This window comes from Hyphobacterium vulgare, from assembly GCF_042643335.1.
GTDB classification, from domain to species: domain Bacteria; phylum Pseudomonadota; class Alphaproteobacteria; order Caulobacterales; family Maricaulaceae; genus Hyphobacterium; species Hyphobacterium vulgare.
This window is the reverse complement of sequence record NZ_JBHRSV010000015.1, coordinates 28,389-43,983: the sequence shown is the minus strand read 5'-3', so window position 1 is coordinate 43,983 and position 15,595 is coordinate 28,389. Positions and strand designations below refer to the sequence as shown.

Sequence of the window (15,595 nt, the reverse complement as noted above, 5' to 3'; positions counted from 1 at the left end):
CTTCAGTTCGGGGAAGGGATCGCGATGTCTCGTCATGAGTTTGTCTCTTCTGACGAGCGCTCGAAATCACGCCGAAGTCCAGTCCCGGGAGCGGTATTTGCCGAAAAAGTCGCGCGGATGAGGCCGACCGCAAGTATCTGGCCGATCTCGGAGATTCGTTCTCGCGGCGAGAGCGTCTCGACCGCCAGGGCGTTGGGCCCGACCGAGGCGCGGGCCTGGACGTCAACTGTCAACTGTAAACTGTCAACCATCGCCCGATCCTGTGTGTCTGGCGAAATCGAGCGCTCAGCTCCCCCGTATACGGAACTCGGCCCGGTAGGACCCGCGCACCGATTGCAAGCGGACCCGTCGCCTTGATCCTTCCGGCGAGCGGTCATCGGGCATGCCCCTTACCTTCGATTCTTGAGGCGGGCGCCGGCAGAATCTCGGGAAGACCCGGTTCGCTCATCCTTCGACGGAAGGCTTCCATCGGCCAGTGCGCATCCTCGTCAAACCCCATCCTCTCAAGCGCGGTCGGCAGATCCGGGTGATTTGCGAGCAACTCGTCGAAGCAGACGATGAAAAGTCCGGATGCTCCCGTTCGATCGTCCCGGTTCGGATCGATAAGAATTCTGATGAGGGGACGACCGTGACGGGTGAGGTGTTGGAGAAGGGATTGGAAACCCAATACCCCAAGCGCCCTCTCGAAGGCCCGTTCTGCGCCGGTTCCGTCACGCTGTTCGAGAAGCTCAAGGAGTTCGAGATCGTTCGGCCCCTGATTGAACTTGTTTTTTGATTCTTTCTCTTTGGGTGTCGCGGTGTCACCGGCCGCGGAACGCCCTGACACCGGGGAGTGACAATGGAGGACGCGACCGGAGGGGTTGCGGGCTGGCCGGCGACGCTGTGTGCGAACACGAGCGGCGGCATTGGCCCGGTGCGTGAGTTCCTTATGAAGCTCGAGTGCGTCGCGGTCGATCGAATATACATTGCCGCGGCTTGTGCGCTCGACATTGAGGACCTGTGAGCGCTCCAGCGCTTTTACGGCGCGCATCACCGTGCGTCGTGATAACCGCGTGTCCTCGGCCAGGGTGGCGTAGCTCGGCCAGGCGGTTCCATTTCTTCCCAGTCGAAGAGCAATGTGAAGAAGTACGTCATGCTGAGAACGCGGGAAGCAGCGCGAATCCCGGATCTCATATTCTATTCGTTTCGGCATGGGCCAAACTCCTCTCAACGAAGCTCCGGGTTAGCCGAATGCGGCCTCACCAGATGAACTTGGAGAGAAGGGTGAAACGAAATCGGATGGGGTGTCAGTTTGACAAGACGCCAAAAATCAGAGTGTCAACTTTGACCCCTGATTCTGTCGAGGGTGGGGTTTACATTCAAAATCTGCTCACGGCTCCAATGGGATAGGCCATCGCTCCGAGCCATGGCGGGCAAGTCGCCGCATGCCAGATGTCAACCGAGGAGGTTGACGATATCGTTTGAGACGCTTTTCCCACTCTTCCTGTCGAAGCTGGCGCAAGACAAGCAGATCCCATGTGTCCGACGAGGGGATATCCGTAATCTCGGCTTGGGCGTCAATGAGCGCAGCCTGAAGCGTTGGGCGCTCGGACAGCAGAGAGTCACGGTTTTTGTATGTAAGGAGGATCCGCCGACTTGCGCTTGCGACGTATTTCTCGCGTGTGGCGAGAGTCGTGCCTCCGCCCCAGATGGACCCAAGTGCTGAGGCAAGGAACTCTCGGCTCCGATTGCGCCCGTGTGGTAGTCGCTGCTCGAAAGTCACTTCGAACCCGCACGTATTGGAGAGCCAAGACAAGACAATCTGTTCCGCGTTCACAGCTTTCCAGTACTGCCGGGAGTGACCCTTCGGGATCATCGCATCGATCTGACGGAGCGTTTCGGTAAGAGAGCACTCGATATTTTCGATTGCGCCTGGAAAAGAGTTTGCGCGTGCGATGTTACGTGCCGCGTCGCTTGGGTCGCGGCCTGTCTCAAATCGTGTCACCCGCTCATGGGCATCATCGACGATGTGCGCAGCCGACAAAATTGCGGCGTAGGTTTGATTGACGATTCGCCACGTCGACGGCGCCGACATGTTGAAGCCGGTAGAACCTTCAGACCGCACCAACGCGGCAATCGTCTCGCGGAACTGCTTCAACTGCTTCAAAGCTGAACGAAGCTGGCGCCGAATAATCTTGAGGTCATTCCGACCGGATGACTGCTCAAATTGTGCTCGGTAGCGGAGGCATTCTTCGGTCGCCTCGGTCAGCACCTGGCTCAATAGCCAAGTATCGGAAAAGCCAAGTTGATACGCATAGTTTTCAAGTGGAGGTAGCGGCTTCACGCCGGCCGAGAGGGCATCAACCCGCTGCTCGATCCATTTCAAGTCGAGTTCATAGCCGATATCGAATTTCTCAGCGTTCGCGTAGGGAAACTCGAAGCGGGGTCGATCTGAAAGAGCGCTGGCAGACAGGTCGTTAATACTCATGGCACAGTCGCGCCTTTCCAATCGTCATGCCAACTTATGTAGTTACTCTGTGGTGCGCAGAGTTCGCAGCTAAAGCATTAGATCGCGCCGCGTCCGCATATTGCCCCGAACGGTACGCATCAAGCGCGTGGTCCAAGTCGACGGACTTAAACGGCCAATGTGTGACCCACTCGGTTTGCCGGTTGATCAGCGTAAACAGTGCGTAATCGGTTGCATGTGACCCGCCGGCTCGAATCTCGCTTGCTTCCTCTCAGGCGTTGATCTTCGGATCTGGGACGGGGCATCCATTATTCTCTTTCGCAAGTCGGATCGCACGCTACTCAAGAGCGATGTCGATCGGGCCGCGAAATTTTCCCGTGCTGTCACGCCGTCTTTCGCCCCGGAAACCGATACTTAGTGGTGCCAGTCGAGAAGCTCTGCCGCCTCATCCTCTCGTTTAGCATCCAACTCGTAGCTGCGCGCAATTTCGTCGAGCGCCTTTGCCGTGTGCGGATGTTCGAAGATAATGGCCTGCGCCCAAGCCCGATACTTCGCGGCGAGCACGCGTTCCTGCTCACCGCCATCTCCAGGCATTCTCGTGGTGACGCCGCGGCGGTTGAGCTTGCCAACACGGAATCCTTCAAGCATCGGCTTGCTACGAAAAAGATCAAGGACCTCGCGGATTGGCTCTGCGGGCCAATTCCCGTCGGCGCCCACCGGCGAGGCGGACAGCATCTGCCCGATTTTGCTATCCGCGATGTCCGCTCGACCTGCGGTCTTCGCGAGCATTCGCGCTTCCCTGACCCAATTTTCAAGGATTTCCCCGTCGATGGTATTATCCTCGCGTCGACCCGGTATATGGTCCCATAGTTCTAGCAGGCGGTAGGCTTGGCTGGCGACTGCGCGGGCTTGTTCCGGATCGTCGGGCTCCGGGTCTTCGACCGCGCTATTCTCATCGGCTCTAAAGATTGCACTGAGCATCTCGACGAACAGTTTCGGCTGCTCGGCCAGTTCGCTTAGCAGAACCTTTGCCGGACGGCGGGAATGTTCCAGAACCTGTAGATAGTTCCATTCCAGCGTCGCGAGCGCGTTGCGATCAACGTCCTCGCGTTCGTCCAGAGCAGTAAGGGTCTCAGCGACATAGTGCCGGAACATGGTCGCCTCGTTGCTACCGACGTCACCTTCAATCGGCTGCTTGGCGGCTTGCTCCAGTACCTCCATCAGGAGCTGTGACGGAAGAGTGATGTCCTTATTTCGGCGACCAACCAGGGCCAGAGCGTGGCGGGCGCGGCCGACATCGACCAGCTGACGAATGGCGTAGGCAACCGCCTTGCTATCACCGTCGATCCAGATAACGGGTGCCTGCCGCCAGTAGGTCTTCTCAATGTCACTACCGATTGCGGCCACTTGGTCCCACGTCCACTGGCACGCGGGCAGAGCACGCAGAATGGTGATGAGGGCATCTTCGCCCCAAGCTTCGCGCTGAGCGCGACCGATGAGCGCCGCAGCCCAGGGCTCCTTGCGGTCGCGGAACATCGAATTGATGAGGCCGTGCGCGACATCGCGGGCGTTTGCGTCGACACTCCGTACTGTTACCTCGAGTAGATGGTCGAGCTTTTCGACCGCAATTTCGGCGTCATAGAGTGCTTTGCCGATGTAGCCGGCAGTGTCGACCAGCCGCGCCAGGGCCAGCACGGCAGAGGCGCCGCCATCGGCAAACACGGCCTCCACGGCGTCGACCCGAGCAGCATCAACCTGGCGCTGTTCAGCTTCCCAGCCTTCAGTGGTCGGCCGAGGCATGGCTACGCCGTTTTCGAAGAGCCAGGCGAACCGTTCTATTGGGTCCGCTGGCGCGAGCCGTTCATAGACGCCCTCCAGGCGGTCGAGCACGGCCTCGTCCAGCGACCAGTCGGCACCCGGGAACTCCCGATGACGATGCAGCAGTCGACGCAGACTGTCCCTAAGAATGGCCCGCCCTGCTTCATCCGCGATGGCCGGTTCTACCTCTTCGAGCCCTGCCAGTGCAGACTCCATACCCGGAGACAGGTCATTCAGACGTTCCAGAAGTGCGGCCCAGCGCTTGGCGTCGGAACCCACATCGCTGATGAGACGCTGGGTAATCTTTGCTGCGCCGCGCCCGATTAAGCTCCACGTCACAACTTCGGGCTTGTCTACGCTAAAGTCGCGCCAGCGTGGTAGAGGCGAGGGTGTCGAGAAGTCGTGACCACTCGGCAGCACCTTGAGCATCAGCTCCCAAGCAGTGTTAGGATCGCGCTTGCGGATAAGGTCGAGTGCGCGCATGCGCTGCTCTTGGGTCGCGTAGGTCTGCGGAAGCCAAAGGATGTGGATTTCCCTGAGGCTATTCATAGGGCCGTTGACGTACTTACGTGGCTTGATGTCGATAGCGTGTAGGCGCGCCAGTACTTGGGAAACGCGGGGCATCCAATCAGGCGACCAAGCCAGAGCCTCCAGCGCCCACATCAGGTCCGACAGATGCTCTGACCCGAAGATGCCGCCTTCATCGTGCCCGAATAGGACACTGATCGCAGGCTCATCCTGGTCAAGACTGTCTTCCAACGCGTTGAGAAACGCCTCAGGGGATGCTTCAGCCAGAAGGCGGAAGTCGCTGGAAAGCGACCACCACCGTTGCGCGTCGGCGCCACGAAGCAGCTTGGCGACGATGGCGTCCGGTCGCCGGGCGGCGTCGGAGATGGCGACAGCCTTGTCGCCCCAAAGCGCCAGCAGGATGAGGACTTGACCCACACCGTGTCGCAGCAAGCCCGAATAATCTGGCCGGACACCGTGGACACCAGCCATCCAACGTTCATCGGGGGGCATCTCAAACCGGGGATCGGCGGCGCCCAGCACCGCGTGCGCTACCGTCTCGAAGCGGCTCAGCATCGCTGGCGTTAAATTATGGGCAAGAAGAAACCAGGCATCGGACGGCGAAGCAATGCGCCAAGCCTGTCCAATCTTCTGCACAGGGCTGTCTATCGCGCCAAGCAGAGGGGTTAGTTCTGCGATCACCGCGTCGTAGGGTTGATCCGCGAGATCGGCGAGCCGCGCCCGATCTCCGTGGGAGTCCTCGCTCCATCCCCCGGCAAGTAGCGCCGCAAGCAGCGCCTTTGACGGCGACCCTTGGGCCCAACGAGGCAGCCGTCCCGGCGCGCCGGGAATGAGCCGGCGGAGGGCCGCCAGGTTGCGAGCGCTATCGCGGGCCAGCGCTCTGGCGCGCGGCTCCGCCATTCCCGCTGCCTCGAGAGCCGCGGAGATGCCATCGCGGGAGGGGCGGGCCAGAGTGCGAATCTCGCCCATACTGGTCAGACGCTCATCATAGGCTTGGAGTACGAAGTGTCCTCTTTTGACGAGCGCGCGCGCCAGGCCCGGGTCGGGCTCAGTAAGCAGTAGCACCAGGGGTGCGGGGGCGTACATCAGTTCGCGGCCAGCATCGGGTGTCGTGGCGACAAGCGTGCGCGCCCGATATGCCGCTGCGGTGTCGGTCGGCAGCTCAGACAGGGTCGCATGGATGAACGCGGCCACTTCGTCGCTCGTCGTGGCCTGCAGTGACAGCACGGACGGGTCGCCGCGGAGCCAGCGCAGGACCTCGGCGGAGTCCTCGCTCCGGTCAGCGAGGACCAGATCCTCGGTGAGCGGCCACTCGGTCGCGAGCGACCACTCCTCCCAGACTTCGTCGAGTTCACGCGTGCCGGGCGGCCGCTTGTTCAGTCGAGCGGCGATCCAGAGTCCCACGGCTGGGTGCTGTTCGATCCAGTGGACGAGGTCATCCGCGTCATAGGCCCGGACCTCGCGCCACGGCCCTTCGTCTTGCCGAGCCTTAGCCCATGCGTCTTTCTGCGGCCAATGCCGGAGCGTTACGAAGATAAAGGCGTCAGTGGTCGGATCGAGCTGGCCCGGGTCAGCAGTTCGCTTCACGTAGTCGCCCTCGGCCTTCTGTTGGACGTTCCGCCGCTGAACACTAAGTTCCCAGCCAGCCCGGCCTTTTGGGACATAGTTATTACCGACCTTCGCAGTCGTGATGCCGTCCCAGCCCGGATGTCGCACGCCCTCGTCCGAAGGAAAACGCAGCACGAGGCTGGGATCAAGGGAAGCCTGGACGAGCTTGGCGATCAGTGTGGGCAGGCTGACCGCTCCGTCGGTCCGATCACCCCATTCCGAAAGATCCTGCGCGCTGACCCAGCGCACCGGCGTGCCCGGGGCGGGCGCGCCCGCGAAGGCAGGAACGGCCGGGCCTATGATCGCGCCGCCGGCCAAGAAGCTCACGCCGGCGCCCTGCAGGGCTGTCCGGATGGCCTGGGCGTTGTTGGCGACAGGTGTGCGGGATCCGCGCTCAAAGTCGGCGACGGTCGACGTTCCGACGCCCGCCGCTTTGGCAAGGTCTTGCTGTGACCAAGCCAGGAGGGCGCGCGCGGCACGGACCTGCTTTGGCGTCAGGTCATGGGGGGGGCTAGACTCGCTCATGATCATAGGAAATATATGACCTCAGAAAAGAAAATCCAACCGTTCTCTTTTGTCGACAATTGTGGAATTTTTGCCGACAATAGGTAACATCATGTCTGATGGTCATAGAACTTATCGCGAGCGCGCCCTGGCTCTGGTCCACGATCGCGGCATTGCGCGCGCGCGCGACTTCAAGGCTGCCGGCATTCCGCTTGTCTATCTGAAGCGCCTGACCGACTCTGGGGATCTGGCGCGCCTTGGACGCGGACTTTATCAGATTCCGGATCGTGTCGGCGAGGATGTCGCCCACAACCTTGCCGAAGCGGCGCGTCTGGTGCCCAATGGGGTTGTCAGTCTGATCAGCGCCCTGCGGCGGCACGAGCTGACTACCCAGCTTCCCCACGCCGTCTGGATGACCATTCCCCATAAGGCGCGCACGCCGAACCCCGAAGGTCTGCGACTTGAGATCGTGCGCGCTACGGGCGATGCCATGAGTGCCGGGATCGAGCATTTCGACGTCGAAGGGGTGTCTGTGCCGGTCTATGGCGTCGCCAAGACCGTCGCCGATTGTTTCAAGCACCGCCGCCACGTCGGGGAGGATGTGGCGATCGAAGCTCTGCGGGACGCCCTGCGGCAACGAAAAACCACCCCCGCTGAACTCATGAAGTTCGCCGCTATCGACCGAGTCACCGATCAGATAGCCCCCTTTATCAAGGCCATGCAATGACCGACAAGACTCTCAAGAACCCCGCCGCTTCGATCCGCGCCAAGCTTCTCAACCATGCCAAGCAGCATGGCGATGATTTCCAACGGGTGCTGACCCGCTTTGCCATCGAACGGTTCCTTTTTCGCTTGAGCCAGACCGAGGCGGCCGACCGCTACGTTCTCAAGGGAGCCATGCTGTTCGTGACATGGCCCAAGCACGTCTTCCGGCCCACGGGGGATCTCGATCTCCTGGGCCAGGGGAATCCGGATCCTGCCGCGCTGATGGAGCTCTTCTCGGCGATCTGCAAGATCGAGGTTCACGAGGACGGAATGGTCTTCGACCCGACGACGCTTAAGGTCGAACCGGCTCGTGAGGACGACAAATATCAAGGCGCGCGTCTAAGCCTGACCGGCGAGCTGGCGGGCGCCAGAATTCCGGTGCAGATCGATATCGGCTTCGGGGACCACGTTTATCCCGAACCCAAGCGAGAGAATTTTCCCGGCCTGCTCCCCGATCTCCCGCCGGCGAACATCCTGATGTATCCGCCTGAAACGGTCGTCGCCGAGAAGTTCGAAGCGATGATCAAGTTTGGCGAGACTAACGGCCGAATCAAAGACTTCCACGACATCTGGGTCACCACTCGTACGTTCCCATTCGACATGGCGAACGTCGTCGAGGCAGTGGGTGGCACCCTGCGCCGCCGCGAGACGGCCACACCCACTGAAATGCCGGTTGGTCTCACCGAAGCGTTCGCTGTGATCGCTGAAGAACGCGGTCTTTGGTCGGGCTTCCTGCGGCGGACCCCTCCGGCATTTCAGCCGCCGACTTTTCCTGAACTCCAGGCCGAATTGCGCGCCTTTTTCGGTCCCATCATCACTGGCTTGGGCCGGCCAGAAGGTTTGCGGGGTAAATGGGACCCAGACGTCGGAACTTGGCGTTGAAAGGTCTACGGGCTCTCGAAGTTTGCGCGGCTTGAGTTTGCGAGATCGGTCGAGCCAATTCAACAACCGTCCAGCCGCTGGTCGTGACGGCTCAGCGAATGACGCGCTACCTGCACCGGAATGCAGGTGAGGCGGCTTGGAAAGAAGATCACCGCCGCCACAGCAACGGCGCTCTGGCCGGGCGCGTGATCGGTCTTGCGATGGCTTCGCCTGTAAGCCGTGCATGGGCCGGCTACTGGCAGCGGGCCGCATAAGAATAGGCCCGGCACTAAGCCGGGCCACAACCAAGGAAAATCACATGATCGACCACCGCAAGGCGCGTGTGCGCCTCGTCTTTCTATTCGCCCGTCTCTGCGGGGTAGAGATCGACCTGCACAAGATGCCGCGCTAGCGGTTGCTCAGGATGCTCTCCCAATCCGCGTCGGTGAACGTGCCCTTATGTGCGTGGTCCTTACGCGAGAGGTTGATGACACCCATAATGTCCTTCGTGGCGTCGAACTTCGACTTCAGATAGAAGTGGCTGATCAGATCGGCGGCGGACTTGGAACTGCGAAACAGGTAAAACGACGTGGTTTCGCGCCACCACTTGCCGGGTGATTCCGCCTTGATCAGTTCTTCAAGGCTTTCGAGACGCTCCGAGTAGGTCGAGTCCGACTTGAAGCGGAACGTAATCGCATATGCGTCAGGCATGGTTAGGCCCTTTCTGAGCCAGTGTGAAACTGGACGGGCTTGACAGCTGACTCCCGATTCCTAAGCTCGGAGGTGAATTCCAGCGGACCCTGCAACCCGTCCTTGGGAAAGAGGCAGGGACGCAAAAAGCGTGGGGCCGCCGGTGTTAACGCACTCGGCGGCTTCGCTTTTTACGCTCAACTGAACATTGAGACTGATTCCCGCGTAGGGAGTCAACGGTTGCCGATGTTCACGGTGTGTTCACAAGATTTTGTGTGCGGAATCCGCCACACCCGAACATTCTCCCGCTTGCCGGGACTGTCGATCGTTCCCCGCTTCCATTGGAGGCGCAGGGCTTGAACAACCCGATAGGCCACGGTCTTTCGTAGCACCGCGCCTGACGTATCCATGCCCTTATCTGCGATGATGCGGGCGGCAATCTCTCGGGTGGTAAGTTCGCCCGCTTCTGACAGGTAGGACTTCGCCAACTTGGCTATCTCTCAGCGCTTGAACACGCAGTTCAGATAGACGTAGGGCGCAACACCCTCGTCAGCCACTGATCTGTGAACCAATTGCCCATCGCTTATTGCGCTGGCGTGAGGCCCTGTCAGAAATTAATTGAGTACCCGATACGCCACAGACGTCCGTCCGAGCGTTTCTCCTGACTCAAACTGGGGATGAAACTCGACCCGAATTCGATCTTCAGATGGGTTGAAATCTGATGAGAAGTTGCTCGTGTTAACGAAGACGGTGAATGTGCGCACCTGTTCTGCTGCAAAACTTGGGACAACAACTCGAGGCCCTCGCGGCGATACGCAGAGTCCGGTGCTTGGGTTTGTTTCACAAATCTCTGTTCGTGCTCCGAATCCGAACGGAAATTCGGATGGACGGACCTCAACGTTTGCCGAAGTTGCCCCGATGTTCACCGCTGCCACTGCGAATGCGCGTGTGCCGGTAGACTGAAGCCCAATTATTCCGTCCCCGCTTGGTGTGGATGCAATTGCAATAATGTCCGCGTCTGGGACGGTCGCAGTCCTTACTCGAAAATCATCCGCGCCGCGTGGTTGCTCGAGAGCAACAAGATTGTCGCAGAAGAACCTCCACGCCGGCCCCGTATTGGCTGGAAAGGACGATCGCACACTGAAAACCAGGGATTGTGATCCCCCAGGCGGTAAATCGAATAGCGGATTTATTGGTCCGTACGCACGGTTTGCGGAATCGGTTAGCCGATATTCAAGCACAACCGAATCATCGATATTTTCTGCCGCGACACGGCAATTACGTGCTTCCGTTCCGAAGCGTGCCGGATTGATCACGGTCATGAACGCCGTGGCGGTTTGGCCCAAAAGTACGCGCCGAGAGTTTGGTAGAACGGCGCTACGTAACGCGTGCCCGTCGAGGCGCGGTTGACCATATCGAAAGCGCCAAGTGGAACTATAATTGGATCCGACCCTGAACCAGTATGTTCTTCCCTCTTCGACAGAGACTTGAAGTTCTCTGACCGCCGGAGCCTCACCCTCGCCTGGCGGGGTGGAGGGCATGTCGAGATGGCCGATGGGTTCGAGTAGATCCCAACTGTCATCGGGGCCATGCGTCCATGCTCCGTCGGTTCGCTGGAATACCGCGAGTGCTGTAGCGACGAAATCGCCTTGCCCCTCATCGCTCAACGACAGGGTTCCGGTGTAAGGCGCGGTCCACACAAACCAAGCGCGATGAGCAAAGCTCTGCCCCTGTCGCGGTTCGCTCTCGCCCGGCCGCGTCGTAAAACGGGTTCGTCGATCGACAAGACCAGAACCGTGATCAAGTCGAATAGCGTGGAAGGGGGAGCTTGCGACAGCATCACCGGAACCGAATTCATCGAGTTGGAAATCGACCTCGGTTCTCGTTGGATCGGCAAGCGCAATATACACACGCTCCCCGGCGACAGCGTCGAACTGAACTCTTACTCTCGAAGACGGTATGTCTTCGACTTCCGTGACGAGGCTGTATGCGTTCAGATTGGCGGGGCCATTGGCATAAACACGCGAAGACCGAGCCGTCGTTTCAAGTGCGTAAACCCGGGTCCCGTACGGCACAAAGGAATACCAGAGCGAATTGGTTGCACCGTCTGGGTGGCTCTCACCCGCTTCAAGGGAAGCATGAGCCAGTGAAACGTCCTGATACGTAAACTTAATCAATCCGGTTGGAAGTGCATTCGCAAAGAGATCATTCGCTGGGCGGTATTCGGAGATTTCGACAAAGATTGTACGTGCAAAAACCTGCTCGCCGACACGGAAAATTACGAGCGCATTATTCCGCCCTTCCGAGAAATTTCCGGTCGGACGAGCATGAACCACGATCGACTCTCCAGCCGCAATCATACCTGAAAGGCGCGGTTCTGCCTCGTCGTCGGAACCTGGTGCCGCAGTTGAGAATGCTAGCCAACTCGCTTCGGAATAAACCGTCCAATTCTGCGCATCGCTACCATTGTTAGTGATCGTGAACTGTCCGCTGCCAACGGCGCTTCCAGGGCCTGGCGGTCCGTACAGGGTCATCGAACCTTCCGGCGAAACATGTGAGTGTTCATCGCTTCCATGCCGCGCTGAAAGCGCCGCGATGGTCAGATCAAGTCGTATGGAAGGCACTGGCGCATGATTTGTTCTCCAGACGAGCGGCGTGCCCGTTTCAATCATGGGTAGGAGGAGTTGGTCGGGGCTCAGGTTTGGGAAAAGGGAATGGGCGATCGCGAATGCACCGGCGACGTGGGGGGCCGCCATTGACGTCCCCGATTGGGTCGTGACCGGCGGAGAAGTCGATGAGGGGCCCGCAGCGCTGATATTTTCTCCGGGTGCGGCGACCCTCGTTAGGACCGAGACATTGGAGAACTGGGCGACCTGGCCATTGATCCCGCGCGCCGCAACAGAGACGGTGTGCGTGATACAGGCAGGCGTCGTCATGCGACCGCGGTCCCCGTCATTGCCCGCCGCGACGACCGTCGCAATATGGGCGACTTTCAACTGGTAAATGATGCCCGTGCGCGGGTCGGAATTGCAGCTGCCCGGCTCCAAGGCACCGCCCAAACTCATATTGATTACATTGACGCCTAAAGTCTCGCGATTGGCGTAGATCCACTCAAGCGCTGCAATTTGATCGGACACGTACGACAATGCGCACCTTGTCTGGGTGCCGCATATTTCAGGGTTGCCTCCGAACTCGGAAAACACCTGTACCGGAACGAGGTTCGCTCCGGGAGCAACTCCTGAATAGGGGTAACCCTCGGCAGATGCGCCTGCTGCGATACTCGCGACATGTGTTCCGTGGTAGCACTCGGCTAGAGGTATTTCGCTGTCGTAGCAGTAACTGGCTGCCCTGGGTGTCGTTGTGTCACTCGCAACCGCTCCGGCGCAGGCGGAAAGTGAGGCGTCCTCCGCCACCGTGCTTGAAAAGCATGCCGAGGCTGAAATGCGTCCGGCAAAGGCCGGATGATCATAGTCAATTCCAGTATCAAGAACTGCAATTGTGGCGCCTGTCCCGTCTATGCCGGCCTGATGGAGGAGGTTGGCTCCAATTTCGGCCACCGACCCGTCAAGCAGTGCGCGCTCAAGCCTGTCCGTCTCAATCCGGTCTACTCCAGAATCTGACGCCAACGCCTCAATCTCAGCGCGGGTGAGAAACATCAAAGCTGCCGGCGTAAAATCATAAGTTCGCGCGAGCCGTGGTTGTTCACCTGTCGCCAACGTCAATGAATTGACACCAAAGACGCGAGAAAAGACCGCCTCGCGCTCCTGTTGGATCTGGCGCATCACTGCGCGCTCCGCCTCGTTGGGCAGAAGGCCGTCGAACGCCGTGCGATCGTGCTCGAACTGAACGATCACGCGTGTTCTGCCGCCGCGACCGAGTTGCTCCAGCGATCGGTCGGTCAGTTCAATATTCGCCTGGAATTCCGTGCCTTGAGCTAACGCGGGTGGGTCTAAGGCCCAGACCAGGCTCGAGAGCAATAAGAACGCCAGCTTCATCTTGATCCCGTCCATCTTTCAGCGTCTGTGTTTCGCGCAAGATGCCCGACCAGTGGTTGAGTGGGAAGCGAAAAGAAGAAGTTGGGGATAGGGGAATTCGGAAATGAGAAATGCGCTGCGACCAGAGCATCTTCGATCATTTGGAGAGCTTGAGTTGTCCAGTCGGACTTTCTGTAGGTCAGCACTGAAGGCGCAAGCGGTGATTTGCGATCGGTGGGGCTCCGGCCTGGCAAAATTTGCTGAGTGGCAGCGCTAAAGATTAGGGCCGGGCACTGGGCCCGGCCGCGGTATCAAGGTCTGAAACGACCCGATTACTTCTTCTTGGCTGCCTTGCCGCCACGACCGAGGCCTATCTGCTTGGCGAACTGCGAGCGGCGCTTGGAATAGTTCGGCGCGACCATCGGATAGTCGGCGGGCAGGCCCCACTTGCGGCGGTAGTCTTCCGGCGACATGTCGTATTGCGAGCGCAGATAACGCTTCAGCATTTTCAGTTTCTTGCCGTCTTCCAAGCAGATGATGAAGTCATCGGTGACGGACTTCGAAACCGGAACGGCCGGCTTCTGCTTCACTTCCGGCTTCGCGCCGGTGCCCGAAATATCATTCATCGTCGCATGAACATTGCGAATCAGTTCCGGCAACGACTCGGACGGGATTGAATTGTTCGCAACAAACGACGCGACGATGTCGGTCGTCATGCGCAGCATTTCTTCATCGTTTATCTCAGCTGAGGTAATTTCAGACATGCTCGCTCCTCTTCAATAACGAAAAAGTTTTTATTGCTGCAGATATGGGCAAGGCAATCCCAAAGGCGGGAATTCAATTTTTACTCGAATTTATTTGTTCTTCGCACTAGGCGGGTCGAACCTGAAACCGAGCCAGTGGTTGTGGTGTCGTCAACGGATGTCGATGTCGCCGATGCAGCGAGGCCAACGCGGCTCCGATTGACGACTGGTGATCCGAAGCTGGCCAAAGGACCATCCAGACTTCGTGAACTGGCGATGTCCAGCGCGCGTGGGGTGCCCGAATGTGTTTCGGGCCCCGCTTGAGATGATCCATTGACTGTTCAAACTATGGGGGGGCGGCGCTATGTGGTCGGGGCGGCTCTCCGCGCCGTGATGCGAGGCGACGACAGCGTGGTACTTCCCTGAGGCCAGCCCCCCAGGCAATGCTCCGTAAGCGCAATCACCGGGAAAGAGCACGCCGTCTCCCTTTGCCCATGTCGGCGCCCAAACCGTCACCAAGCCAGAGTCATTCCGGCTCGTTCCATTCGCCTTCAGAATTTTGAGCGTCGCGGTTCTGATTTCTGAGGCGCTAGTGGGCCATAGCCGGAGATTATCGAGCTGCGCAGCAAACGCTCGATGAATGGCAGACACCTCCTGCTTTGGCGCGATCCAAATCCGTTCCTGAAAACACTCAAGCCCCTCCTTGGCCGCATAGGCCCAATGGTCCCAATCCCAATGTGACAGGAGGACGAGACCAGCGTGTCCACCACAAATATGCGTGGGCTCGTCATGCCAGAACCACTCCCGGTCGAATGTCCGTGTATTCGCCAGGACACCCCGACCGGCATCAAGGAACAGCCGCGGCTTCCCACCATCAGTCAGAAGCGCGGCGCAGCTTCCCTGTCCGACATCGTATATTCTCGCGGTCCTAAGTTGTGAGTCCAACCGCGTAAGGCGATCCTCAAGCCATTCCTGATCGGCTTCTTCAACATCGCTGAGATCATGTTTACCCCGAACTACGTCCGCGTCTAGGCCGTCTATCGGGACCGCTTTATAGATCGCACGAGGGATTCCCTCATCGAAGAGCGAAATATGCTGGAAGACCGAGGATTCGCCCCTCCCTGCGCCCAGTTCAATGTTGAAGAAGCTTCCTTCTCTTCGTTGTTCTCGCAAGGCCTCGGACAGAGGATCATGAGCTTCTTTGTCGACCTCGACGCGCAGTATCGAGATTGGCGCCTCCTGCCAGTCACGCCGAGAGATTTCGTCCTTCTCCAAAAAACGCGTCTCGACCGCTCCAAGAAAAGCTGTGAATTCGCCTTCGTCCCTAGGATAGGATTCGATCTCGTCGATACGGGCAATCAATCGGTTGCTGCCCGGCTCGTCGATTGGCCCTCCACCCGGCGGCGAACAGAAAAAGCGGTTCATCTTTGCGACTCCAAACTCGCTGGATCTAAAGTTCCTGCGACCGAGGTGGATGACTGAGCCGGAATAATGCGAGGGGCCCGGAGTGCCGCTTGAGCGCGCGGCGCGCAATGCCTGAACTGGTCCCCCGGAGGCCAGTCACGGAGTTCGTCTTGAGCCTCGGGTTTGCCCAAATGGACGAACGCAGTCGAACGGCCTCGAGGCACCACAGAAGTGACGCCGCTTCCTAGGGGACC

Annotated in this window: 10 protein-coding genes and 1 pseudogene; 3 read left to right on the top strand and 8 right to left on the bottom strand. The window is 59.2% G+C overall.

Features of this window, described 5'->3' with window-relative positions; genetic code table 11:
* Window positions 1-373 precede the first annotated feature (373 nt).
* From ACFOOR_RS08100 to ACFOOR_RS08090, 3 genes are all read right to left on the bottom strand, one after another.
* Window positions 374-1,192, bottom strand: coding sequence for a helix-turn-helix domain-containing protein (locus tag ACFOOR_RS08100; protein WP_343165584.1), 819 nt, complete (start codon window positions 1,190-1,192; stop codon window positions 374-376).
* Window positions 1,193-1,369: 177 nt separating this feature from the next.
* Window positions 1,370-2,467, bottom strand: coding sequence for a hypothetical protein (locus ACFOOR_RS08095; RefSeq protein ID WP_343165585.1), 1,098 nt, complete (start codon window positions 2,465-2,467; stop codon window positions 1,370-1,372).
* Between the two features lie 393 nt (window positions 2,468-2,860).
* Window positions 2,861-6,931: a helix-turn-helix domain-containing protein gene (locus ACFOOR_RS08090; protein ID WP_343165586.1), complete on the bottom strand. Its 4,071-nt coding sequence runs from the start codon at window positions 6,929-6,931 to the stop codon at window positions 2,861-2,863.
* Between the two features lie 85 nt (window positions 6,932-7,016).
* Between ACFOOR_RS08090 and ACFOOR_RS08085 the strand changes: the two genes are divergently transcribed.
* The 3 genes and pseudogenes from ACFOOR_RS08085 to ACFOOR_RS08075 all read left to right on the top strand — a co-directional run.
* On the top strand, window positions 7,017-7,631 hold the full coding sequence (locus ACFOOR_RS08085; protein WP_343165587.1) for a type IV toxin-antitoxin system AbiEi family antitoxin domain-containing protein: 615 nt from the start codon (window positions 7,017-7,019) through the stop codon (window positions 7,629-7,631).
* A complete protein-coding gene (locus tag ACFOOR_RS08080; protein ID WP_343165588.1) occupies window positions 7,628-8,551 on the top strand; it encodes a nucleotidyl transferase AbiEii/AbiGii toxin family protein in 924 nt (307 codons plus the stop codon). Before ACFOOR_RS08085 ends, ACFOOR_RS08080 begins: the two co-directional genes overlap by 4 nt.
* 104 nt (window positions 8,552-8,655) lie before the next feature.
* Window positions 8,656-8,805: pseudogene (locus ACFOOR_RS08075) on the top strand (IS1595 family transposase); the annotation flags it as partial.
* A gap of 133 nt (window positions 8,806-8,938) precedes the next feature.
* Here ACFOOR_RS08075 and ACFOOR_RS08070 read toward each other — a convergent pair.
* From ACFOOR_RS08070 to ACFOOR_RS08050, 5 genes are all read right to left on the bottom strand, one after another.
* Window positions 8,939-9,241: a hypothetical protein gene (locus ACFOOR_RS08070; RefSeq protein WP_343165589.1), complete on the bottom strand. Its 303-nt coding sequence runs from the start codon at window positions 9,239-9,241 to the stop codon at window positions 8,939-8,941.
* A gap of 212 nt (window positions 9,242-9,453) precedes the next feature.
* Complete coding sequence (locus ACFOOR_RS08065) at window positions 9,454-9,708, bottom strand: hypothetical protein (protein WP_343165590.1); 255 nt, start codon at window positions 9,706-9,708, stop codon at window positions 9,454-9,456.
* 126 nt (window positions 9,709-9,834) lie between these two features.
* Entirely contained in the window at window positions 9,835-13,230 is a 3,396-nt protein-coding gene (locus ACFOOR_RS08060) for a S8 family peptidase (protein WP_343165591.1), read from the bottom strand.
* A 296-nt stretch (window positions 13,231-13,526) separates the two neighbouring features.
* Window positions 13,527-13,958: a MucR family transcriptional regulator gene (locus ACFOOR_RS08055; protein WP_343165592.1), complete on the bottom strand. Its 432-nt coding sequence runs from the start codon at window positions 13,956-13,958 to the stop codon at window positions 13,527-13,529.
* Window positions 13,959-14,108: 150 nt separating this feature from the next.
* Entirely contained in the window at window positions 14,109-15,362 is a 1,254-nt protein-coding gene (locus ACFOOR_RS08050) for a hypothetical protein (RefSeq protein ID WP_343165593.1), read from the bottom strand.
* Window positions 15,363-15,595: the final 233 nt, after the last annotated feature.

Coding starts and splice junctions, on each gene's coding strand:
- ACFOOR_RS08100 (WP_343165584.1), bottom strand. CDS start 1,192: ATGCCGAAACGAATAGAATATGAGATCCGGGATTCGCGCTGCTTCCCG.
- ACFOOR_RS08095 (WP_343165585.1), bottom strand. CDS start 2,467: ATGAGTATTAACGACCTGTCTGCCAGCGCTCTTTCAGATCGACCCCGC.
- ACFOOR_RS08090 (WP_343165586.1), bottom strand. CDS start 6,931: ATGATCATGAGCGAGTCTAGCCCCCCCCATGACCTGACGCCAAAGCAG.
- ACFOOR_RS08085 (WP_343165587.1), top strand. CDS start 7,017: ATGTCTGATGGTCATAGAACTTATCGCGAGCGCGCCCTGGCTCTGGTC.
- ACFOOR_RS08080 (WP_343165588.1), top strand. CDS start 7,628: ATGACCGACAAGACTCTCAAGAACCCCGCCGCTTCGATCCGCGCCAAG.
- ACFOOR_RS08070 (WP_343165589.1), bottom strand. CDS start 9,241: ATGCCTGACGCATATGCGATTACGTTCCGCTTCAAGTCGGACTCGACC.
- ACFOOR_RS08060 (WP_343165591.1), bottom strand. CDS start 13,230: ATGGACGGGATCAAGATGAAGCTGGCGTTCTTATTGCTCTCGAGCCTG.
- ACFOOR_RS08055 (WP_343165592.1), bottom strand. CDS start 13,958: ATGTCTGAAATTACCTCAGCTGAGATAAACGATGAAGAAATGCTGCGC.
- ACFOOR_RS08050 (WP_343165593.1), bottom strand. CDS start 15,362: ATGAACCGCTTTTTCTGTTCGCCGCCGGGTGGAGGGCCAATCGACGAG.